Annotated in this window: 19 protein-coding genes; all 19 read right to left on the bottom strand. The window is 49.8% G+C overall.

Features of this window, described 5'->3' with window-relative positions; all coding sequences use genetic code 11:
• Positions 1–296: 296 nt before the first annotated feature.
• The 19 genes from ASG55_RS16780 to rpsA all read right to left on the bottom strand — a co-directional run bounded on the left by ASG55_RS16780 (position 297) and on the right by rpsA (position 22,256).
• Positions 297–1,331, bottom strand: a complete 1,035-nt coding sequence (locus tag ASG55_RS16780; RefSeq protein WP_056788390.1) for an acyltransferase family protein — start codon at positions 1,329–1,331, stop codon at positions 297–299.
• A gap of 793 nt (positions 1,332–2,124) precedes the next feature.
• Positions 2,125–2,478 (bottom strand): DUF2304 domain-containing protein, encoded by a 354-nt coding sequence (locus ASG55_RS26420; protein WP_082530308.1) that lies wholly within the window; start codon positions 2,476–2,478, stop codon positions 2,125–2,127.
• A gap of 5 nt (positions 2,479–2,483) precedes the next feature.
• Positions 2,484–3,158: a glycosyltransferase family 2 protein gene (locus ASG55_RS16775; RefSeq protein ID WP_056788387.1), complete on the bottom strand. Its 675-nt coding sequence runs from the start codon at positions 3,156–3,158 to the stop codon at positions 2,484–2,486.
• 3 nt (positions 3,159–3,161) lie between these two features.
• Complete coding sequence (locus ASG55_RS16770; RefSeq protein ID WP_056788385.1) at positions 3,162–3,521, bottom strand: EamA family transporter; 360 nt, start codon at positions 3,519–3,521, stop codon at positions 3,162–3,164.
• Between the two features lie 11 nt (positions 3,522–3,532).
• Positions 3,533–5,371, bottom strand: coding sequence for a hypothetical protein (locus ASG55_RS16765; protein ID WP_156388200.1), 1,839 nt, complete (start codon positions 5,369–5,371; stop codon positions 3,533–3,535).
• Between the two features lie 792 nt (positions 5,372–6,163).
• Entirely contained in the window at positions 6,164–9,676 is a 3,513-nt protein-coding gene (locus tag ASG55_RS16760) for a glycosyltransferase (RefSeq protein ID WP_056788380.1), read from the bottom strand.
• A complete protein-coding gene (locus ASG55_RS16755; RefSeq protein ID WP_056788374.1) occupies positions 9,669–11,021 on the bottom strand; it encodes an ABC transporter ATP-binding protein in 1,353 nt (450 codons plus the stop codon). The genes ASG55_RS16760 and ASG55_RS16755 overlap by 8 nt, the downstream gene beginning before the upstream one ends.
• Positions 11,011–11,829 (bottom strand): ABC transporter permease, encoded by an 819-nt coding sequence (locus ASG55_RS16750; protein ID WP_056788371.1) that lies wholly within the window; start codon positions 11,827–11,829, stop codon positions 11,011–11,013. The genes ASG55_RS16755 and ASG55_RS16750 overlap by 11 nt, the downstream gene beginning before the upstream one ends.
• A 243-nt stretch (positions 11,830–12,072) precedes the next feature.
• A complete protein-coding gene (locus ASG55_RS16740; RefSeq protein WP_082530307.1) occupies positions 12,073–13,170 on the bottom strand; it encodes an acyltransferase family protein in 1,098 nt (365 codons plus the stop codon).
• Positions 13,171–13,353: 183 nt separating this feature from the next.
• Positions 13,354–14,382 carry an MraY family glycosyltransferase gene (locus ASG55_RS16735; protein ID WP_177342725.1) on the bottom strand — a complete coding sequence of 343 codons (1,029 nt, stop codon included), beginning with the start codon at positions 14,380–14,382 and terminating at the stop codon, positions 13,354–13,356.
• On the bottom strand, positions 14,379–15,335 hold the full coding sequence (locus ASG55_RS16730; RefSeq protein WP_056788366.1) for an NAD-dependent epimerase/dehydratase family protein: 957 nt from the start codon (positions 15,333–15,335) through the stop codon (positions 14,379–14,381). Before ASG55_RS16730 ends, ASG55_RS16735 begins: the two co-directional genes overlap by 4 nt.
• Entirely contained in the window at positions 15,332–16,255 is a 924-nt protein-coding gene (locus ASG55_RS16725) for a glycosyltransferase (RefSeq protein ID WP_056788364.1), read from the bottom strand. Before ASG55_RS16725 ends, ASG55_RS16730 begins: the two co-directional genes overlap by 4 nt.
• 48 nt (positions 16,256–16,303) lie before the next feature.
• Positions 16,304–17,194, bottom strand: coding sequence for a glucose-1-phosphate thymidylyltransferase RfbA (rfbA, locus tag ASG55_RS16720; RefSeq protein ID WP_056788361.1), 891 nt, complete (start codon positions 17,192–17,194; stop codon positions 16,304–16,306).
• Positions 17,191–18,084 carry a dTDP-4-dehydrorhamnose reductase gene (gene rfbD / locus ASG55_RS16715; RefSeq protein ID WP_056788358.1) on the bottom strand — a complete coding sequence of 298 codons (894 nt, stop codon included), beginning with the start codon at positions 18,082–18,084 and terminating at the stop codon, positions 17,191–17,193. The genes rfbA and rfbD overlap by 4 nt, the downstream gene beginning before the upstream one ends.
• Positions 18,081–19,157, bottom strand: a complete 1,077-nt coding sequence (gene rfbB / locus ASG55_RS16710; RefSeq protein WP_056788356.1) for a dTDP-glucose 4,6-dehydratase — start codon at positions 19,155–19,157, stop codon at positions 18,081–18,083. Before rfbB ends, rfbD begins: the two co-directional genes overlap by 4 nt.
• Before the next feature lie 223 nt (positions 19,158–19,380).
• Positions 19,381–19,620 carry a LapA family protein gene (locus tag ASG55_RS16705; RefSeq protein WP_056788354.1) on the bottom strand — a complete coding sequence of 80 codons (240 nt, stop codon included), beginning with the start codon at positions 19,618–19,620 and terminating at the stop codon, positions 19,381–19,383.
• Positions 19,621–19,650: 30 nt separating this feature from the next.
• Positions 19,651–19,947: an integration host factor subunit beta gene (gene ihfB / locus ASG55_RS16700; protein ID WP_007950920.1), complete on the bottom strand. Its 297-nt coding sequence runs from the start codon at positions 19,945–19,947 to the stop codon at positions 19,651–19,653.
• A 152-nt stretch (positions 19,948–20,099) separates the two neighbouring features.
• Positions 20,100–20,378 carry a hypothetical protein gene (locus tag ASG55_RS16695; protein WP_056788352.1) on the bottom strand — a complete coding sequence of 93 codons (279 nt, stop codon included), beginning with the start codon at positions 20,376–20,378 and terminating at the stop codon, positions 20,100–20,102.
• Positions 20,379–20,570: 192 nt separating this feature from the next.
• On the bottom strand, positions 20,571–22,256 hold the full coding sequence (gene rpsA, locus ASG55_RS16690; protein WP_016770920.1) for a 30S ribosomal protein S1: 1,686 nt from the start codon (positions 22,254–22,256) through the stop codon (positions 20,571–20,573).
• Between the last annotated feature and the right edge of the window lie 115 nt (positions 22,257–22,371).

Raw genomic sequence — 22,371 nt, 5'->3', positions numbered from 1 at the left:
TCTATTGAATGAGGGTTCAAGGATCACCTCCCGGTTATGGCTTGCGCATTGGAAAAGCGCCGAGACTGAATTGATGCTGGCTAATGATCAGCTTGAAGTCATGTCGCGGACCGTGGGCGACTTCGCCCACCATCGTTAGACAGTATGAACTCGGCGGCACTGTTCTGCCGTCGTCACGCGCCCCCTGAGCAGCAATTATCCGAAAAACCAGCAAAGCTCACCAGGTTGCAGCCCCTCAATGAACAGTTGAAACCACTCCCTGAGAACCGATATTGCTCACTTGGAGATCAATTGCTCTATTGGATTTTAAAAAATCGATATCTGAATCGATCAATCGGGCGCTCAATGAAAAGCACTACCATTGCCGAGGCGAGCGTGACAGCGAAAAATAACGAAACGGCGGGCGCATACTGTAGATCAAGCGCCCAAACAATGAGCAGCGCTATGGGCATGTGTAAGATGTAAATCGGATATGAAAGATCGCCGAAGAATTCATCAAATTTGTTTGACTTAGTTAGCTCGAAAAGAGTAGGAATAGCCAATGACAGCGTCACATAAAGCCAACCATAATTGTTTGGCAGGGCAATAAAAGACAACAAATAGGCAGGTACTAGATACTTTATGGCTTCGGGTAAGGTTCTGCTCTTAGCGCACTGGCTGAGTCTATACCCCAGCATACCAAGACCAAAATATATAAACAGATTTGAATAAAACAAGTCAACCCTGAATCGAGTGACTAAGTCTGGATTGATAAACTTCACATACAGGCACGCTATTATACTCATCGACAAGACAATAAGCGAAGTTCTCAAACTTCTCACTATGAACGGTGCCAAGATATAAAACATAACCTCTACCGATAGCGACCAAGAAGGAAAGTTCAGTATGTACGATGAGCCATTGTGATGAGGATCTATACCATACTCTGAGAATATTGTTCGACCATCGATAACACTCAAATGAACCAACAAGTCATTCCCGATCATGGTTGCATTTGAGAAAATCGCTAAATACTTTAGCGCGGCTGGAAGCTCAAGTATCCAATGTGCAACTGCTTGTAATTTCCCTGTCGGTATAAGAAATAGAAGAGATATTAAATAGGCGGGCCAGAGCCTGAGCAATCGACCGATGTAAAAGGTGGAATTCTGGCTTGGATCTCTGTAGCGGTTATTTAGCCCTAGAGATATATAGAACCCAGACATCAAAAAAAACATGTTAATTGCTATCTGGGAGTCTAGAAACAGGCTATTTACAAATCGTAAAGACTCTGTCGTTAGAGGGTAGTGAAAAATCAATACAGATATAGCGAGGTAAAGCCTAATTAATCCCATTTTTTTTCTTGTAATTAACGTATTTCCTTTATCTTAGGGATTGTGGGCGTTGGTGTCGAGCGTAAGATCGCAAGCGCCCAAAAGGGTCAAGAGCAGGCGTTTGATGTCTTCCACTTCCAAGGGCCTTCGGTGGACATTTTGGCTCCTACAGTTTAGGAAGCGACGAACCACAAAAGCTTGTCGCCCCGTGGGCCCATACCGTGATTTGGCACTACTGTGGCTTTAATGGACATGAGAATGGTGAAAAGATGGCACCCGCGACTTTTGCGTCCGACACGCAAGGAGCCCTCGGTGAACGGGGCCACGACGATTGCGGGTAGGCATCCAGTTGCTGGGGACAGCCACGGGTGAGATTTTGGCGGTTAGCTTCCGTCGTCTCGACTGATCACTAAGTTAAGCACAGGCCATCGCGAATTTGGCTGTGGCGGTGGACAACCAGTTCTCTCAACCGACCGGCGGGGGGATCGCACGTTCTCGTTCCGCTCGACGGGGGTAGCAATTCCCTGCATCAATTTCTTCAAAGCCGACGGGCTTTCGACGTTACAGAACTCGAGTCTGCTGCAACTGCCTGCATCATGGCGGATGATCTCCGGATGGGAAAACAGCATCCGCCATCAATCTCGCGGTTGGATAGTGGTTTATGGGTTACTATTATTTCACCTGATCCAAGCTGTAACGAGCACATTAACGTGGTCGCACTACCGAGCTCAACTGCTGGCTATAGTCAAGTATATTGGCATAACCCAAAGCAAAACTTTATAAAGGCGCCTCAATATTCGGCTGCGTACCTCGTCTACTCTTGACTAGCTCCAGCATCAGGCCTGCTACAATTATCGCCCCTAACAGCGCGGTCGATCGCAATGTAACGCGAAAGATTTGTAATATTCTCATTTAAAGATTTAATTTGAACAGTTAGAAAGAAAATGAATAACGAGCCTATTGCAAACCACAGGTAAAGAAGCAAATCCGCCCCACGACCAACCCCAAAAAATTCAGCTACTACTGTTGAATGATCAGGTAGAAGTACAAAATATATTGAGCAGCAAGAAAAGAATACCACTACCCAAGGGATAATGCGAACACGCTGCCGTTGGATAATTGCACATACGATTAAAAAAACAAAAAATAAAACAAGGAGAATTTTCATTGGAATCACCGGATAAACTTTGAGGATAACTGTTCAAGCAAGATCGAGAACGAATTAGATAATTTTTGCCCCTTGGCGACTGAGTATTCCGTATAAGTAATGGTCACCGGGAACTCTTTAACAACCAAGCGGCAAGAGCCAATAATGTCAATTATTTCAGAGGCGTGCGACATTCTATTCTGTCTGATTTTAATCTGCTTAGCCGCATTTACCGTGAAGACTCTTAACCCGTTATGTGCATCAGTCAACCAGACTCCACTGACAATACCGGTGAAAAAAGCAGCGCACTTCAGGAAAAATCGCCGAAACTTGGTAATCCCTACTGCGTTACCAAGAAAGCGAGAGCCCAAAACGACATCAATACTGCCGGCTTTAATTAAATTGAGCATGCCGATAACATCTTGAATTGAGTGCTGCCCATCAGCATCGAACGTCACAACATATTTAGCGTCGTTTTTTATAGCAAACTCTATCCCTGTTTGCAAAGCGGCGCCCTGCCCGAGATTAATCGGGTGCGCAATGCACCAAGCACCAGTTTTTTTGAGTTCAATAGATGTGTCATCTGATGAGCCGTCGTCGACAACAACAACGTTCTCAAAAACCAGACGAACCTCTTCAACGACACGCGCAATAACGCTCGCTTCATTATATGCTGCGATTACAATCCAAACTTCTTTCATAAGTCAATCACCCGAAACACCAACAAGAATAACTCCGACCAATATGAAAAAAACACCGGAAATATGAAACCAGTTAATTTTTTCACCCCAAAGCCACCACCCCAAGAACACCATAATTGCGATTGAAAGAGAAACAAATGGGTATGCGTACGATATAGATATTGACCGTAGGAGCCAAATCCAGTAGATCGTCAGGAGGCCATAAATACCTATAGCCAGAAAAAACTCAAAACTCATCAATAGTGCGCCGCCAATGGCGTAAATACTACCATGAGTTGAAATGGCAATTGCGACTCTTTTGAAGAGAACCTGACCAAGCACCATTCCAAAAACATATATTAAGAGAAAAAGTATGTCTCTCATAACGAAACCTCTCACTTTGTAACTAATTTGGCACTACAGGTTTTAACGCCGCTAGGTACAACCTTATATAAGGTACCATTCGGAACATCAAAAAACTTAGAAAATTGGTTCCAGAACAAGTATGGCATTTTATCTATATATATATAATTTACACTGCATAGCTTCCGCGCGAAGAGATGCTGTCGGTAGTCCAGGTTAATTCCACGCTCCAGATTATTGTTATGATAGATATCATAGCCCGCGGAATACGCAACAAATTTCAATGGCATTGCTTTCATTCTGAATACAAAATAGCCTAGAGTTATATTCTGGTCATTTACATACCAAACAAGATCTGTTTCATTTGCGTATTTTTTAAGAGTTTCAGCTTTCAAGCGATACTCTTCGTTTACCATAACGGGAGGTCTTTTATCAGACACAAAAACTGAGGTCAACGAGGGACTTACAACCACACTAAACGAAACTACCGAGACGACAAAAAGAGCAATTGCTAATTTCGAAATATGATTCCGCACCATTATAAACTGCATAAAAAAAGTTGCAAACAACGTGACCATCAAATATCTTGCAAATGAATATGGATCTAATCCCCAAGGCGTTACAGCAGCAATATAAGCCAAAAACAACGTATAACTTACATTGGTCGACACCAGAAGACCGACTGCCAACAGCTTATTACGCAAAGAACTAGAGTTTCCATAAACAAAAATTGCGCTCAAAGCGAATATAGCTGCGATAAAAGCCCACACAGGCGCTGACTTAAAATCATAACCCGTCAAATAAAAAGGTTCGATAAATCCTGCATGTATGAATTTATTACTCAAGACTATTAATAAGCCGCTCCATAAGTTTGCGAAAACTCCATCCCCGACCGTTAATTTAGAAACATCAACAACGCCGATCGACAAATCATAGACACTAACATAAATGGCCCAGCTAAAATATGAAGTAAATATTAAACCAGCCAAGCACAGAGCGCGCGGCAATACATGAGCAGGTTTCTCCTCACATAGAAAAACCCTTACAGCAGTGAAATACACCAAAACAAAAAGGGAGAATATTAAACCAACATGCTTCATTAACACTAATGACACACACAACACAACAACAACCCTGAACGCATCTGAAGTTTTCTCATGCGCATACTTTAAAGCGCATAAAAAAAAGATCGCCTGCAACGGATCAACATACAAGGTCGAAACAAGCGATTGAAAAAAAATCAAATACGCAAAAAAAACGGCGATAGCGGTTGCTAGAAATCTGTATTTGGATTCCGAATATGCAACTGTATATAAACCAGACAACGCCATAACCCAAGACAGGAAATATGACGCGCTTAATCCGGTGCCGTGAAGCATAATCTCTCCAAAGTACCGAAACAGTGATATTCCGGGAATATAGTTTGGAAAGAGAAGCACGCCGGATTCGGTCGGGATGTTCTTCTGAGCATTTAGATATTCAATCTGAGCACCCCAGTGCGAAAACTCGTCCCAAGTCCAATACTCAGCACCCCAGGATGCGAAAAATGCGATAGCGAAGATGACTGACAATTCGACACCGGTTCGAATGACAATCCACTTATTATCTTCTTCATACATTAAGTTCCATAACGCGAACCCACACCCTAGAGCCCCTATAACATTTACAAAAATAATGCCGAGGGAGAGAATCTGCAGACAGGCAAATAAATAAAGCGAAATCATAATTCCGGAGCAGGCACAAATATACTCTGCTCGATTATATCCTGCGCGAGAGGCACCGGCGATTGAAAAAGAAGCCAATGACACCCAGCCAAAGACAACCAACCACATCAATAATAAATCGATCACTTCAAAACCCACTAAATTCATAGAATGAGCGAAACGTTAGGCCGAGAGCCATGGGTAGAGCCTTGAATCTCACACCAGAGAACTCAAAATACAGATGACAACGCCTTATGTTCTGATTAGACGGCCTCGTGGCGGCGTTGAGCGAGCAGTAGTGTACATTCCTGAACTCCGTCAATCCAGCCTGAAGGATGAGGATAGTTCACACCTTTGCATGTCACCCTGAGCCATCCCTGAAAAAGACTTCCAGAGTCAGTGTAATACCCGACCCGCAATGACCAAACGATAAGCTCGATGACATCGGGCCCCTCACCGGCGTCGAGTATGCAGCTTAAAATAACCAAACTCGTCGCGAACGTATTCTGAACCAGATAGGTCCGATCGCGATTTGGGCAGGGTTGACTTTATTAATCTAGCCACATTGCCTAAAGGGGATTTTCGGAATTCGAGGGCTGTATGTTGGCGACAGATGATTACGATTTTGGCATTGGGTCGTACACATGGCGGATGGACTCAATAAACAGAATCAAGAACGCAGCATCCGGGATCACGTGACGGCTTTCAATATGGTTGATGGAACGCATACGTTTTAAAGGCGGCAAAAACGTGATGAGAAAACTCGGCAAGAAGGCTCATGAATGCTACCGTAGCACTCTCCACCTTATGCCATATCCCCAGCACCGTCCGAGCTAAACTCGCAAAGATACCAGACTATGCACTACGCCTGATAGAAACCGGGAAACGAAAAAGGACACTTGCGTGTCCCTTCATGTTCTATTCCGATGAAAATCAATCACCTTGTGTCATCGTCCACGATTACCCAGCAATCTTCAGGATATGGGCATTAGCACTGCTCAGCGCCATGTTGTATGCATCATGCAGCATCGCATGGCGCTCAGCTCGTACGTCCGCATTCGCCGGAGTGCGGAACAAGGATGTAGTCTTTTCCACAAATTTGAAATTTCCTTCATAGCCATAGCGCAACCACAAGTTCCAGTCTTCCAATTGATCCAGTTCAAGATCAAAACCTCCCCAGCGAGCGTAGAGGCTTTTCTTGAAAAGAATCGATTGGATCGGGATGAAATTGTGACGCTTCATCACTTCGTAATCCCAAACCTGCCGAAAAACGGAAGGCGTATAGAGCAATTCCTCGACGTAAGAAGACTTGTCTTCACTAACGTTAGTAGTGACCTCGAAGGCCAGGCTATAGGCTGCGTCGAGAGAACTATCTGCATTAAGGCACTGCATTAGAATTTCGACATGGTCGGCGAACAACAAGTCGTCGTCATCCAGGAACATCAAATATTCGCCTGAGGCAGTTGCCATTCCGGCATTACCCACGCCTGACCGTCCGATTTTTTCATTTGCCAAAAATCTAACGTCCACGGTTGAAGGGGCAAACGCTGACAATGTCTCTACCAACGATTTCTGGGTATCACCACCGTCTTCGGCGATGAGCAACTCGATATTCGGATACGTCTGATTGAAAACGCTTTGCATTGCCTGCTTGAGGAAAGCACCACGTCCACGATAAGTACGTGTAATGATTGTCACCCGTGGAAGCACCTTGGAAGGATCAATTGCCTGAACTTCCCAGAATGCCCCATCTCGGATGAGCTCGTAGTCATAACCGCGGAGGGGAAACTTAGCATTAGCATCGCCGCGCCCTCCCAAAAAGTGCGGAATATTCCGGAGCAGCTTCGGAACATTTTTCAGCAGGAGTTTTTTCGAGCCGGTGAATTGCGACGGGTAGATAAACAACCCGGCATACAACACGAAAGCCATTATTCGATCCGACCACGAGCCGTACCGCAGGCGAATGTATGCATTACCGAGTACGCTACCGGTGAACTGCAAGGGCTTTATTTCCCCGGCCTCCTCGTAAGTGTAATGAATAACGGTCGCAGACGGCAGATATTTGAGTGAATAACCGAAGGAACGAAGCCGATAAGAAAACTCCACGTCCTCACCGTACATGAAAATGGCATGGTCGTAACCGCCGCACCGCTCATAGGCTTCCCGCTTCAAAAGAATGCATGCGTGCGATGACCAATTGGTTTCCAATGTAACGGGGTCATAATACTTCGGATGCTCATAAGGAATCTGCCGAAACTCCCAACTCGCCGCAGAGGTATCTGCATCATTCATCGCGGCGTGAACAGCTTTTTCAATCGAATCCGGTAGAAACTCGAGATCCAGATTTACAACCAGGCAAAAGCTGGAGCGTCCCGCTCTGATAGCTCGATCATGACCTGCGCCGAAGCCGTTATTAGCGTGTTGAATGACTTCTACACTGGCGAACTTACTGGAATTAGTTTCGAAGTAGCGCTCAAAGAGTTCTACCGTGTTATCCGCAGAACCATTATCCACTACCTTCAAGTGTATCTTGGAAAGCGGAAAATTTTGTGAGACGAGCGTTGTGAGAAAATTCTCCACCCAGCGAGAGCTGTTGTATGAGACAACTGAAATATCAATTTCTGGCAATATTTCTACGGTCTGATCTGGACGAAAATTTGCACTTTCCTGGAAGCGCCGATTAGATAAGTCAGCCAAAGCATGCGCATTATTCTTGGAAATAGATTTATCCTGTACAACTCGCATTATCTTCAGTTTGGCAGATTGATAAATTGACCATACAGTCCTTAGCGAGGAAAACTTCAAATATATTGTACGAGCAAACTGCATAATGATCGCCACATCTCGACGCATAATCGCCCGGCATAGATCATTTATCCGAGTTATGTATCGACGATAATTACGCAGAGGCGTCGTGATGGCCCATGAATTACTGGCCAGCATTTCCTTGATTTGACGATTGCGCTCTTCCAGTTCTAAGCTAAGACGCTGGGATTCCGATGTAAGGCGTTGAGATTCAACAGTCAGTTCGGAAGCAAGGCGCTCGGATGCTTGCACTGCATATTCAAGTTCATTGACCACCGCGTTTGCCAATTCGTTGGATCGAATCACCAATGCACGCGCCTTGGAATCCGACAGCACCTGTGAAAGCACAGCCACTTTGTCTACAGAAGGAATAAACGGTGCAGGCCTGTTAGCAAAATCAACCGAAACACGGGCCATGCCACAGGTCAACGCTGCGCGCCGGGTGAAATTTTTCCAGCCAGCATCGTTAGCTATAAACTCGTGATCTTTGAAATGCGCGAAATACTGAGTAGGAAAAATCACTCGCCACGAAACGCTGTTTCCGAAAGCAGTCAAAAGTTCAAACTGGCCCTTAACTTCGTCTATTTCATCAGATATCAATGCGATCACCGGCATACCGCGGGAATCATCGTAGGTCGTCAACAGCGAATTCAGAGCGACTTCACAGACATCCTCCGGATTTGCGACAAATAACCAGTACCGCGTCGCAAGCGACAGAGCGATAACTTGCTCTAGTTTGCCCTCTTGATAACGAGTAACGGCAAAGTCGCTCGATATAGTATCCGCAACCCGATTCGGCAACACCAATTGCACACTTGTCTTGTTTTCGATCAATGACAGTCTAGAAACAAGGTCCTGTACTGCTGCAGACTCAACAGACTCAGGGATAATCAACGTCAGTGACAAATCCTTAGCCAGGAGCCGGGAATCTGCTTCGTTGGCGACTCGCTCATCAGGTACGTAAGCTCTAACAAACTGGTACACGTCACAGCTTGGATCCAGCAGCGTTTTAAGCTGGCGCAAGTCATGGCCAAGCCCCCCATCCCTATTGAGAAGAACAGACGGTTGGTTTACGAATTGCTCGGTGAATTCCAGATGATAGTCATTGGCGGCAACTTGTTTCCACCCATTCTTTCGAGTCACAACCGATAAGTTGTCCTCGGTATACACAACGGTGTGGGTCTTGTCCAACAGGCCGGTGTTCAGATAGTTGAACGACCCCGCTAGCATCTTGACTGACACGTCTACATGAGACGAGTTGGGAACCGATAGAACCAATGATACTTTCTGCTCGGGCTTGAAAGAGTCCTTGATTCGGCTTAATAAACCACAGTCGTAATCCAGATGCTCGATGACGTCCAACATCGAAATGGTAATAACTGAGTAATTCTCACAAAGCGTTTTGAACTGAGCGATTGCCTGATCCCACTCGCTCAGGTTCAACTCATACGCCTCAACGCCGTTACTATGAAGCGCTCTGACACTTTCGGCATTTGCATCAAAGCCGACATAACGAGCACCTAGCTTTTCAATTTGTCGTGCGATAGCGGCGTAACCACAACCCAAGTCAAGATGGATGGCCCCGGTACATGTAAGATCTTTTATGAGGCTGACAGCGCTCGCGTAGACACTGACGGGTTCATAAGAGAATTCATATTTGTTATCCATTAGCTTGTAACTCAATGTCAATCATTGGAATGCCAACCAAACCCGTTGACACGCTGGTGCTGTGAGATTTAAAAGCAATAGCGTCATGCACCCAGCTATGGATGACGTGATTGTCTTGCGTGCCGTTCGCTATCGCGACACCAATCGTGTAATCACCTGAAGGCATAATTGGCATTCTGAACTTGAAGCTGGCAGTGAAATCCCTGCCACCGCAGACCTTTACCGAGTTCTCGACGAACGTCAGATAAGTGTTCTCACCGAACAAATGTTGGCCGTTCTTGTCTTTCACCAAAAAGCCGACGATCGGTTGATCGAGATCGATTTCCGCATGTGCTTTTACCACTAGCACAACTAATTCCCCACCGACAAACCAAGACACTGGTCCGCCTCCATCATCGGTGAGATAGACATCCACAACATGCGCCTTGCTCAGGCCGAATTTCTCGCCATCGCCCTTGAATCTGAAAATTTCGAGGTCGTTTCTTATCGAGGAATGATTAATAAAATCCTGTCGGACGTCGCGGAAATCCTGCATTACTGGGGTGGAATGGACTTTCGGAGGAATCTCTAATGAAACGGAGCCAGAGGAAGCGTAATACTCGGCAAGGTAAGCCTGGCAAACAGACTTGGAGTCGCTGTAGGCCTTGCGATCACCGGCCTGGAGCCACACCGCCCGCTCACAAAGACTCATGACACTGCTAGTATCGTGGGTGACGAAAAGAATGGTGCCGCGCTTCTTGAACTCAGCCAGAAAGCGCATGCACTTTTGAGTGAAGAAGATGTCGCCGACAGCCAAGGCTTCATCGATAACCAGAATATCTGCATCAACATTGGCGATGACCGCGAATGCCAAGCGTACATACATGCCACTCGAATATGTTTTTACCGGTTGCTCGATAAACTCGCCGATTTCGGCAAATTCCAATATCGCTTCGTAGCGGTCGTCAATTTCGCTTTTCGTCAAGCCGAGAATCCCGGCATTCATGTAGACGTTTTCACGACCGCTGAACTCTGGATTAAATCCCGACCCGAGCTCCAGCAGCGCGGCAATGCGCCCTGCGGTTTTTACACTGCCTTGGGTTGGCTGCAGTGTTCCACATATCATTTGTAACAGCGTCGATTTACCACTGCCGTTACGACCGATAATGCCCACGGTTTCGCCTTTTTTCACTTCGAACGAAACATTTCTTAATGCCCAGAACTCTCGGAAGTACTGCTTCTGTGCTCTACCGGCGGCACGCCGAATAGGAGGCATAACAAATTGCTTCAGGCGATCCCGAGGCTGGTCGTATATTTGATAGCACTTACTCAGATTCTCGACCTTGATAGAAATCTCAGAGGACATCAGCGAACCCCTTGCGTGTCTTCTGGAACCAGGCGAAGCCCAACCACGCGATGATTAAAGTAATGATCAGATAGATACCGAGGATCTTGAAATCGGGAATATTTCCCCAGAACAGCACGTCTCGTGTCTGTTCGATGACAGGCGTCAACGGGTTCAGATAGAGCAAGCCCCTGTAGCGCTCCGGCAGCGCAGTGACAGGATAGAAAATTGGAGATAGGAACATCAGAGTACTGGTCACGATGCCAACAAATTGCGCCGCGTCACGCAGGTACACGCCTAATGATGCGAGCGCCCAGCTGACACCCATGACGAAGAAAATCAATGGCAGCAAGACTAAGGGCAAATACAGCACTGTAAGGTGAGGTACACCAAAGAAAATAATGTAAGCCAACATCCACACGCTGAGACTGATCGCACCATGAAAAAGGGCCGACCCCATATTCACCCAAGGCAAAACTTCAAGGGGAAATACCACTTTCTTTACGTAGTTTGGATTACCAAGGATAAGACCGGGCGCTCGGTTTACACACTCCGCGAATAGACTGAAAACCATTAATCCCGAGAACAATATGAGAGCAAACTCCGTCTTCGAGTCGCTACCACTTCCCCAGCGCGCCTTGAAAATAACGCTGAAAAAGAACGTATATACTACCAACATGAACAGCGGATTGAGGAATGACCAAATAATCCCCATGAACGATCCGCGGTAGCGACCAAGAACATCACGCTGTACAAACGACTTGATCAGGTTTCTATGCCGCCATAAGCTCGCGATAAGCTCCGTCGGTGTTGCTGAGAAATTTTGCATCAAATACTCACTCCGTGATTCGCAGACGGGCAACCGTTAAAGAATCCATAACGTGGCTACCATGCGCCCCACCCGTGTCGTTGAGCTCAGATCTGGTGAGGAGCTGAACACGTTGCGATTCCGGGAATGTCATACTGAACACTGCGTGCTCGAGTCCCTGTAAAAATCGCCCATTTCCCGAAAACATCATAAAATTCTCCGCGCGTACCATCTTCACAACACCGCCTGCGCCCTGCTCGGTCATCAAATATTCTGGTTAATTGTTTTCACTCGCCCTTCAACATCTACGGAGGCAGCCCCGTGATCATCTGGGGACTTGCCGGCGAGGCGACTCTTATCCTTTGGCTTGAACTTCAAGATACGTTTTTCAATCAAGTGCCATGAGCAGTAGCCGAGTACCAGAGTGATCAGCACGGTGACAAACAAGTACATTCCGTAAGAGATATTCGGATACTTCAGCAATACGAACTGTTGCACAGGGAACGCGTATATATAGACACCATAAGAGCAGTCACCCACTTTGTTGATCAGTGTTCCCAACCAGCTGCTGGACAGACCGTAGGCCAAAACTACATAGGGCAAGGTAAGCCACAAGACGATGGTGGAGATCGGGGCGTAAGGGGCCAACAAGATAGTCGCGACAACCATTACGCAAACGCCGGAGAGATTGAACCAACGCTCGAGTCGCCATTTTGCGTAGCAACCGCCGATCAGAAAGTAGATACCAGTTAGGAAAATCTGACGCACATCAGTGCCGTAGACAACCTTCATGGAAGCATCGCGCCAAACCCAGAAAACAACAGCCATTGCGAACAGCGCCGTCGCCACAGCATAGACCCAGCGGCTACTGCGAAAAAACAGCCCTAGCGCCATAACGACTAAATACATGAAGAACTCGACAGGCAGGCTCCACAACGAACCGTTTACAGCGTTGGCTACCCTGGCTTGCTCAAGCACACCGGGCAGGTAAAACACCGGGTTTAGGATGATGTTTTTCAGATAAGGCCAGAACTGCGGGTGAGCAAAGTATTCTCTGGTCGTTAATGTTGTAAACATCGGCCCCAGAATAAACATGCTGATCAGCACAACCACGATCAGCGCTGGAAAAATCCGCAGTGATCGCTTAATTAGAAAGTTGGCGGCTGAAGGCGTGAAATCCCAGCTCTTGACGATCAGATAACCGCTGATTATGAAGAAGATGTCGATACCCAGGCCCCCGTAGGAGGTCAATCCCAGAAATCCGGCAGGTGGATTGCCATAGAAGGCGAACGAGTGTGCGTAAAGAACCATCAACGCAGCAATCAGCCGAAGCAGGTTTAAATTATTATCCTTATGCTGCATTTAGTACTGCTCCAACACTTATTAACTGATCAACATGAAATTGACTGGATTGTCACGTAAGGCACTGAAAGGGATTTATAAGTCGACCACCAGGATGCATGACGCCTGCGCTTCCGTTGCCTCCCCGTACGGGGTCGCGAATCATAGCATTATCCGATACAAGCTCCCACGCCCGGCCTGGCCTCACGAGATTGGCGGCTTTTCCCGAGTGCCGGCCTTGAATCGGATAGCCAACCAGAACAACGGTATATAAGCGGCGATCAGCCCGGCCACTCCTGGCACAACGCCCAACGCCACCACGACCGCCCACGGCATCAACCAGCAGAGGTTCAATCCGGTTACCGCCAGGGTGACTGCCTTATGGCTTTTAAAGTGTCGCGCCGCGTATTGATAGGCATGACTGCGATGGGCCTGATAGACCTTTTCACCGTTGAGCAGTCGCCTGCACAGCGTCAAGGTTGCATCAACCACGAATGCGCCAAGAAGAATGACCCAGCTCCACAACAGCTCTGGTAAACGGGTTGCCGCATCCAGCGACAGAATCCCGAGGGCAATGCCCAAAAAACCGCTGCCGGCATCCCCCATGAAGATTCGTGCGGGTGGGTAGTTCCAGCACATAAAACCGCCAACCGCCGCACTCATCGCCAGCACGCTCCAGATTGGCTCGACTTCGCCGATCAACGCGTAAACCAGTGCAATGCCCAAGCACACACACAGCGCCTCGGCACTCGCCAGCCCGTCAATGCCATCCATAAAATTATAGAGATTGAGCATCCAAACCAGATACACCGCCGCAATTGCATGGCCCATCCAACCCAGATCAATGGTGCCGTTCAACACCGCAATAGGAGCCAGCCCACCCAACCAGAACAGAGCCCAAATCGCCGCAAGAAAATGTCCGAGCAACCGCCATCTTGCAGCGATGTGCCCATGATCGTCGGCAAAGCCGATCAGCGCAACCAGCAACCCACTGCCTGACATGGCGGCCAGCGCAGCATGATCCATCAACCCCAGCCAGCCGAAAATGGGCAGGGCCAAGAGGAAGCCGAAGACGATAGCCACTCCCCCCCCTCGAGGGGTCGCTACCGAGTGCGAACTGCGCTCATTGGGAATATCCATCAGACTTTTGGACAACGCGTAATGTCGCATCCCCCAAGTCGACACCCAAGACAGCAAGAAAATGGCAAGAAGCAACAAACCACCAATAATCATTTATGCCTATCCAGAAAATGGCCTGCTGTACGACGCATGGCAATGTCCACATCAATCGGCGGCACCCAGCCCAGCATCTCGCGGTTTTTATTGATATCCACCTGCAACGATTCACAGACTCGCTGAGCCACAGCGCGCTTGCCCACGGCGGCTGCACAGACCAGCAGCAGCAACGAAGGAACAGGCAGCAAGCGCGCCTTTTTCCCTAAGGCCGAAGCCAATCGACGCAGCAGGCCAGGTGTCGAAAAATCACTGCCGTCGCTAACCAGAAAGGTTTGCCCAGCCGCAGCCGGATGACCGAGACAGGTCTCGATCAACGAGACCAGATTGCCAAGCGCGACCATGCTGCGTTGGTTGCGAATGCCGCCTAAGGGCAGAACCATCCCCCTGTCGAGCCAGTTGAGCAGACTGAGAAAATTGGCCTTTACTCCGGGGCCATAAACCAGTGGCGGGCGAATGATCACAATCTCCATTCCGGTTTCACTGCCAAGCAACCGCAACGCGCGCTCCGCTTCGAGCTTGGAAATCCCATAAGGATCCTGCGGTTCCGGTATATCCTGCGCCGTGAAAGGACGTCCGGGAGGCGTGCTCTCACCATTGACCTTGATTGAGCTGATGAAAACGAAACGCTTGACCCCGGCTTGGGCAGCCGAGCGGGCCAATTGCAGGGTGCCATCGACATTTATGCGACGAAATTCGGCCAATGCATCGTCCGCAGTTTCTTGCATGACATGTACTCTGGCAGCCGCATGTACGACGATGTGTATACCGACCAACTGCGCAGGCGAGGTTGCTCCCAGTTCAAATCGCACAATAGGGCACAAACCGAGTAGACGCGTACCGCCACGCACAGCCGCTACCGGCGCAAACTTTCGCCCTAGCAACAAGTGCATTACCAGCGCCTCGCCGACAAATCCGCTCGCCCCGGTCACCCAGACTCTTGGCGCGCTCATTGTGCGGATTTCCCGGCAAGGGCTGTCGCCCAGCAGATGAGGAAAAACAACACACGATCCCTGATCCGGCGACGACAGCGCCAAGCCGAAAACGAAAGCCTGATCAATTGCCAACGACGCAGTGGTAGCCACGAGCCGACGAAGGGGTCGCCAGCTTGCCCCGTCAGACGTGCGATCAACGCAACCTGGGTGAACCACCAGCCATCGTGAATGGTTTTATAACGGGCAATCATCGTATTGAGGCCAGTGTTCGCCCCAACCTGGTTACGTTCGTGTTGTCGATATTCCATCGAAGGATGGGGATCGATATACCAGCGAAAGCAGTGGCTGCGAGCGAAGGCGTAACAATACCAATCGTGCAGGCTGACTTTTTGCAACTCACTCCATTGCATCAACATCGAATGTTTCATCGCCCGCACCAGCGGTGCGCTCAGCACATAGGTACAACCCGGGCCGGCCGCTTCGAAAAGGAAATCCCAGCGCGTCTGAGGTTGCGCCTTGTTGAGCAACTGAGTCCTGCCGTTTTCCCAGAACGCGGTGACATTGCTAGAGTACGCATCCACTCCACGCTCTCGCATCAAGGAGATCGCCCGCTCAAGTTTGTCCTCATGCCAGACATCATCCTGATCGGCGAAGGAGACATAGTCATACTCCTGCAAGTCCACGTCGCGGATCAGCCGGAAAAAATTGCGCGATGCCCCGCCGAACCGAATACCCGCCGGTAACAGAAAGACATTAGTATGTCGGGCGGCGCAATCTGCGCACCATACCTCCGTACCATCGTCAGAGGCATCAACACTGATGTAAATGGTGATCTGCACCGCGGATTGAGCGAGGATTGAAGCCAGTTGCTCTTCAATCCATTGCATTCCGTTGTAGGCAGCCAGCAAAACTGCAACCCGGGGAGTTGTTACTGGCATTCCATTCCTGCTTGCACGGTTCTGAGAAAGTGAACGGGACAACGGATCTCAGCGAGTGCTGGAATCCAGGAGTTTCTGCAGATACTGTCCATAGCCGGTTTTCTTCAGGCTGTCGGCCTGCTTGGCCAGCTGTTCGTCGTCAATCCATCCGTTATTGAAAGCAATCTCTTCCAGGCACGCAACTTTCAAGCCTTGGCGCTGCTCGATGGTGTGGACGAAGTGACTGGCCTCCAGCAAGGAATCGTGCGTGCCAGTATCAAGCCATGCGAAACCACGACCCAGCATTTCAACATTCAGTGATTTCTGTTCAAGATAGGCACGATTGACATCAGTGATCTCAAGCTCTCCACGCTCTGAAGGTTGAATGCTCTTGGCAATCCGAACCACCTGATTGTCGTAGAAATACAGGCCAGTTACCGCGTAGCTGGATTTCGGCTTCAGCGGCTTCTCTTCGATGCTCAGCGCACGGCCGGAGGCATCGAACTCGACAACACCAAAACGTTCCGGATCGGAAACGTGATAACCGAATACCGTTGCGCCTCGCTGCTGGTTGGTCGCTGAACGCAGATTGTCGGAGAAATGCTGACCGTAAAAAATGTTATCGCCCAGTATCAAACAGCAAGGATCATTGCCGATGAATTCTTCGCCAATGATAAAAGCCTGCGCCAAGCCATCGGGACTTGGCTGTTCGGCATAAGTCAATTTGATGCCATACAGACTTCCGTCCCCCAGAAGCTTGCGAAAACAAGGCAAGTCTTCAGGGGTAGAAATAATCAGAATCTCGCGCATCCCGGCAAGCATCAGCACTGACAACGGATAAAAAATCATCGGCTTGTCGTAGATCGGCAGCATCTGCTTGGACACACCAAGAGTCAGCGGGTGCAGTCGGGTGCCCGAACCACCGGCGAGGATGATGCCTTTACGATTTGTCGTGGTCATTTGTTCAGAACTTCCCTAAGCATTCGGGTTACACCACTTTGCCAATCCGGCAAGTGTAGAGAAAAATTGTCGCGCAGCTTCTGAGTATTCAAACGTGAGTTCAGAGGGCGATGCGCAGGTGTCGGATAGGCAGTGGTCTCGATAGGATTGACCGTTGTCACAGCCAATTCCTCGCCTTGGGATTTTGCGAAGTCAATGACATGACTGGCATAGCCATGCCAGGACACTTCACCAGCAGCGGCTAGATGATAGAGACCGGCCAGCTCTGGACGCCTCAGAACTTGCTGGATAGCCAACACCGTTACATCAGCAATCAGATCAGCACCTGTCGGTGCTCCGATCTGATCCGCAATCACGCTCAACGCTTCGCGATCTTTCGCCAAGCGCAGCATGGTCTTCGCAAAGTTGTTGCCGCGAGCTCCGTAAACCCAGCTAGTACGAAAGATCAGATACTTACAACCCGATGCGATAATTGCCTGCTCACCGGTGAGCTTACTGGCGCCGTAATGGTTCACCGGCGCAACAGGGTCTGTCTCCTGCCATGGCGTGACGCCTTGACCACTGAAAACATAATCCGTTGAGTAGTGAACCAGCCATGCGCCCGACGCTGCGGCTTCTTCCGCCATGACGCCGCTCGCGAGTCCGTTTACGCGATCTGCCAATTCGGTTTCCGACTCAGCTTTATCAACCGCCGTATAAGCAGCAGCATTAACAATAACGTCGGGCTTTATCTGACGAATCGTTGCACGCAAGGATTCAAGATTCGACAGATCACCGCAGAGGCCATCAACAAGGTGACGATCAAGAGCGACCAGTTCACCTAGCGGAGCCAGGGAACGTTGCAGCTCCCAGCCCACCTGACCGTTCTTTCCTAGGAGTAGGATCTTCATGCTTTATTCGAGCGATCCGCATAGTTCTGATCAATCCACTGCTGGTAGCTGCCGCTCTTCACGTGCTCAACCCACTCAGTGTTATTCAGATACCACTCGACAGTCTTACGAATACCAGTCTCGAAAGTCTCTTTCGGAGTCCAACCCAGCTCACGCTGAATCTTGCTCGCATCGATTGCATAACGCACGTCATGTCCAGGACGATCCTGAACATAAGTAATCAGGCTGGCATGCGGACGATGGGCAGAATCAGGACGCAACTCATCGAGCAACGCACACAGGGTATGCACTACCTCAATGTTTTGTTTTTCGTTATGACCGCCGATGTTGTAGGTCTCGCCGATGACGCCTTCAGTGACGACTTTATAAAGCGCGCGCGCGTGATCTTCGACATACAGCCAGTCACGAACCTGGTTGCCTTTGCCGTACACCGGCAGCGGTTTGCCTTCCAGCGCGTTGAGGATGATCAGCGGGATCAGCTTCTCAGGGAAGTGGCATGGGCCGTAGTTGTTCGAGCAGTTGGTGACCAGTGTCGGCAAGCCGTAAGTGCGGGCCCAGGCACGGACCAGGTGGTCGGAGCTGGCCTTGCTGGCCGAGTATGGCGAGCTTGGCTGGTAAGGGGTGGTTTCGGTGAAGAGGTCTTCCGGACCTTCGAGGTCTCCGTAAACTTCGTCAGTCGAAATGTGGTGGAAGCGGAAGTTGGCCTTGCGCGTGTCATCCAGCGCAGCCCAGTAGTGGCGCGCGGCTTCGAGCAGCGTGTAGGTGCCGATGATGTTGGTCTGGACGAATTCGGACGGGCCGGAAATCGAGCGATCGACGTGGGATTCTGCCGCGAGGTGCATGATTGCATCGGGCTGGTGTTCACGCAGGACACGGTCGATCTGATCACGATCGCAGATATCGACGCGCTCGAAGGCATAACGCGAATTCTGGCTGACCTCTGCCAGGGACTCCAGATTGCCGGCGTACGTCAGCTTGTCGACGTTAACGACTGCATCGGAAGTGTTGGAGATGATGTGACGGATGACTGCCGAGCCAATGAAGCCGGCGCCGCCGGTAACTAGAATTTTCACGCGAAGCGATACCCTTGAGCTGCGGACAGCGCTGCCAGAGAGCGCGGTCTAATCCATGAATGCAGAAGCCACTATCAGTTGGCATCCGTCAGAGTCAGTCTGAATCGACATGCATTAAGGCACGATCGAACAAGGGACGCATTTTACAGCTTAATGATGCTTTTACTAATGGATAAAGACAGGCTGAGGCGCAATTTCGACAGATGCCGTGCGCCTGTCGTTTTCACACCACTCGCTTGCGTGCAGCTCTGGACGAGCGCCCCAGAAACCAGCCCAACACAGGACCAATCAACATACCAATCAGCAACGCCAACACTGCAACAACCGACACCGGCAACTGCGGGCCGGAAAAACCCAGAAACAAAAGCGAAACCGATTGCTGGTTTTCCAGCACAAACGCCAGCACAACCAGAACCATCAGCAGAAGAAAAACGCCAAGCAGTATGCGTTTCAGGTTACGCATTCACGCCCCCTTGAATTTGAATAGCGAAGATCAAGCGCCCTCCTCCTCTTCTTCGTTCACGCGATCACGTAATTCCTTGCCCGGCTTGAAGTGCGGAACGAATTTACCGTCCAGACTTACCGACTGGCCGGTTTTGGGATTGCGGCCGACGCGCGGCGCGCGGTAGTGCAGGGAGAAGCTGCCGAAACCACGGATCTCGATACGATCACCGGTGGCGAGGCACTGAGACATTTGTTCAAGCATGGTCTTGATGGCCAGCTCCACATCCTTGGATGAGAGTAGCCCTTGATGGGTGACAATTCGTTCGATCAACTCCGACTTCGTCATATTTTTCCCTTCTTTTTCAAGCAGCTAGATCAGCGCTTGAAAGGTTTTAGCATGCCCGGAAGAATTTGAACAGCCCAGGGATTGACATATATCTCCCGCGGTCAAAACGCCCATTTTCAGGGCATTTCCTAGCGAGTCGGATCGCTGCTCACTTAACGACACATCACCAGCATGGTCCGGGTTACAAAGCCTGCGGGATTGAAGCCAAACGGGTATTCATCTTCATCTTTCGCATCATCAGAGCGGGTGATGACCTTGTAGCCCATACCTTTGCACTCCTTCGCTGCACGCTTCTGGCACTTTTCCCAACCGGAACCCAACCCGGAGCAATCGACCTCGATACCACTGACGCCGCGCACCGCATGGGTTTTCGCGCTGGTGGTGCAACCTGCCAGCGCCAGGACCACCGCAACAACAAATAACTTGTTCATCCACTTCCTTATGCCAGGCAAGCCTGACGACTAATACTCAAGATCAAGCTTAGTCGCGAATAGGCGATTGATCCGATTAAAGAAACAGACCCACAGGCGAAGCCATTGGTTTCATGCACGGACGTACAAGAGCCAAATCGCAGGCACAAAAAAGGGCGACCGAAGTCGCCCTTTTTAATGATCAAGCAGAACTTAGTTCTGTTTGGCCATTGCTTGACGCAGCAGTGCCGCCATAGTGGTGTCAGCTGCTTCACCTTCCGGAGCTGCTTTCAGGCTCTGGATGGCTTCTTTCTCTTCAGCATCGTCTTTCGACTTGATCGAGAGCTGGATTACGCGGCTCTTGCGATCAACGCTGATGATCTTGGCTTCAACTTCCTGGCCTTCTTTCAGAACGTTGCGCGCGTCTTCAACGCGGTCACGGCTGATTTCGGAGGCTTTCAGGGTAGCTTCGATGTCGTCGGCCAGAACGATGATGGCGCCTTTGGCGTCAACTTCTTTCACGGTACCGGTCACGATAGCGCCCTTGTCGTTAACCGAGACGTACTCGGAGAACGGATCGCTTTCCAGTTGCTTGATGCCCAGGGAGATGCGCTCGCGCTCCGGGTCAACCGACAGGATGACGGTGTCCAGCTCGTCGCCCTTCTTGAAACGACGCACGGCTTCTTCGCCCACTTCGTTCCAGGAGATGTCGGACAGGTGAACCAGACCGTCGATGCCGCCGTCCAGACCAATGAAGATACCGAAATCGGTGATCGACTTGATGGTGCCGGAGATCTTGTCGCCCTTGTTGAACTGGCCAGAGAAGTCTTCCCATGGGTTCGACTTGCACTGCTTGATGCCCAGGGAGATACGACGACGCTCTTCGTCGATGTCCAGAACCATGACTTCCACTTCGTCGCCGACTTGTACGACTTTCGAAGGGTGGATGTTCTTGTTGGTCCAGTCCATTTCCGAAACGTGTACCAGACCTTCAACGCCTTCTTCCAGCTCAGCGAAGCAGCCGTAGTCGGTCAGGTTGGTAACACGAGCGGTAACGCGAGTGCCTTCTGGGTAACGGGCTTTGATAGCAACCCATGGATCTTCGCCCAGTTGCTTCAGGCCCAGGGAAACACGGTTGCGTTCGCGATCGTATTTCAGAACCTTGACGTCGATTTCGTCACCAACGTTGACGATCTCGGAAGGATGCTTGATGCGCTTCCAGGCCATGTCGGTGATGTGCAGCAGGCCGTCCACGCCACCCAGATCGACGAATGCGCCGTAATCGGTGAGGTTTTTGACGATACCTTTGACTTGCTGGCCTTCCTGCAGGGATTCCAGCAGAGCTTCACGCTCGGCGGAGTTCTCGGCTTCGAGGACGCTGCGACGGGAAACGACAACGTTGTTGCGCTTCTGGTCCAGCTTGATGACCTTGAATTCCAGCTCTTTGCCTTCCAGGTGCGTGGTGTCGCGCACTGGACGGACGTCAACCAGGGAACCTGGCAGGAACGCACGGATGCCGTTAACGTCGACAGTGAAGCCGCCTTTAACCTTACCGTTGATAACGCCCTTGACCACTTCCTCGGCTGCGAAGGCTGCTTCCAGAACGATCCAGCATTCAGCGCGCTTGGCTTTTTCACGGGACAGCTTGGTTTCGCCAAAGCCGTCTTCAACCGAATCCAGAGCAACGTGAACTTCATCACCAACGTTGATGTTCAGTTCGCCAGCATCGTTGTAGAACTGCTCAAGCGGGATGAGTGCTTCAGACTTCAGACCAGCGTGAACGGTTACCCAGCGAGCCTGGTAATCGATATCAACGATAACACCGGTGATGATGGAGCCTGCCTGAAGGTTCAGGGTTTTCAGGCTTTCTTCAAAGAGTTCCGCAAAGCTTTCGCTCATTTTAATTCCTGTAGATGAGGGCGAAGTAAACGCCCATCTCCACACCCCAGACGGTGTGGGTTAGTTTCATTTAAAAGAAGCACCGCAGGACTATGACTGGTCCCCTGCGGCCTTC

Origin of the sequence: Pseudomonas sp. Leaf434 (assembly GCF_001425545.1) — a bacterium.
Taxonomy (GTDB): Bacteria; Pseudomonadota; Gammaproteobacteria; order Pseudomonadales; family Pseudomonadaceae; genus Aquipseudomonas; species Aquipseudomonas siliginis.
The sequence above is the reverse complement of the archived record's forward strand: the minus strand, read 5'-3'. Positions and strand labels throughout refer to the sequence as shown.

What these genes read in the sequence shown, in the direction of transcription:
- ASG55_RS16750 (WP_056788371.1), bottom strand. Translation starts at nt 11,829, where the DNA reads ATGCAAAATTTCTCAGCAACACCGACGGAGCTTATCGCGAGCTTATGG.
- rfbD (WP_056788358.1), bottom strand. Translation starts at nt 18,084, where the DNA reads ATGAAGATCCTACTCCTAGGAAAGAACGGTCAGGTGGGCTGGGAGCTG.
- ASG55_RS16775 (WP_056788387.1), bottom strand. Translation starts at nt 3,158, where the DNA reads ATGAAAGAAGTTTGGATTGTAATCGCAGCATATAATGAAGCGAGCGTT.
- ihfB (WP_007950920.1), bottom strand. Translation starts at nt 19,947, where the DNA reads ATGACGAAGTCGGAGTTGATCGAACGAATTGTCACCCATCAAGGGCTA.
- ASG55_RS16705 (WP_056788354.1), bottom strand. Translation starts at nt 19,620, where the DNA reads ATGCGTAACCTGAAACGCATACTGCTTGGCGTTTTTCTTCTGCTGATG.
- ASG55_RS16740 (WP_082530307.1), bottom strand. Translation starts at nt 13,170, where the DNA reads ATGCAGCATAAGGATAATAATTTAAACCTGCTTCGGCTGATTGCTGCG.
- ASG55_RS16725 (WP_056788364.1), bottom strand. Translation starts at nt 16,255, where the DNA reads ATGCCAGTAACAACTCCCCGGGTTGCAGTTTTGCTGGCTGCCTACAAC.
- ASG55_RS16760 (WP_056788380.1), bottom strand. Translation starts at nt 9,676, where the DNA reads ATGGATAACAAATATGAATTCTCTTATGAACCCGTCAGTGTCTACGCG.
- ASG55_RS16735 (WP_177342725.1), bottom strand. Translation starts at nt 14,382, where the DNA reads ATGATTATTGGTGGTTTGTTGCTTCTTGCCATTTTCTTGCTGTCTTGG.
- ASG55_RS16755 (WP_056788374.1), bottom strand. Translation starts at nt 11,021, where the DNA reads ATGTCCTCTGAGATTTCTATCAAGGTCGAGAATCTGAGTAAGTGCTAT.
- rfbA (WP_056788361.1), bottom strand. Translation starts at nt 17,194, where the DNA reads ATGACCACGACAAATCGTAAAGGCATCATCCTCGCCGGTGGTTCGGGC.
- ASG55_RS26420 (WP_082530308.1), bottom strand. Translation starts at nt 2,478, where the DNA reads ATGAAAATTCTCCTTGTTTTATTTTTTGTTTTTTTAATCGTATGTGCA.
- ASG55_RS16730 (WP_056788366.1), bottom strand. Translation starts at nt 15,335, where the DNA reads ATGAGCGCGCCAAGAGTCTGGGTGACCGGGGCGAGCGGATTTGTCGGC.
- ASG55_RS16780 (WP_056788390.1), bottom strand. Translation starts at nt 1,331, where the DNA reads ATGGGATTAATTAGGCTTTACCTCGCTATATCTGTATTGATTTTTCAC.
- rpsA (WP_016770920.1), bottom strand. Translation starts at nt 22,256, where the DNA reads ATGAGCGAAAGCTTTGCGGAACTCTTTGAAGAAAGCCTGAAAACCCTG.
- ASG55_RS16770 (WP_056788385.1), bottom strand. Translation starts at nt 3,521, where the DNA reads ATGAGAGACATACTTTTTCTCTTAATATATGTTTTTGGAATGGTGCTT.
- ASG55_RS16765 (WP_156388200.1), bottom strand. Translation starts at nt 5,371, where the DNA reads ATGAATTTAGTGGGTTTTGAAGTGATCGATTTATTATTGATGTGGTTG.
- ASG55_RS16695 (WP_056788352.1), bottom strand. Translation starts at nt 20,378, where the DNA reads ATGAACAAGTTATTTGTTGTTGCGGTGGTCCTGGCGCTGGCAGGTTGC.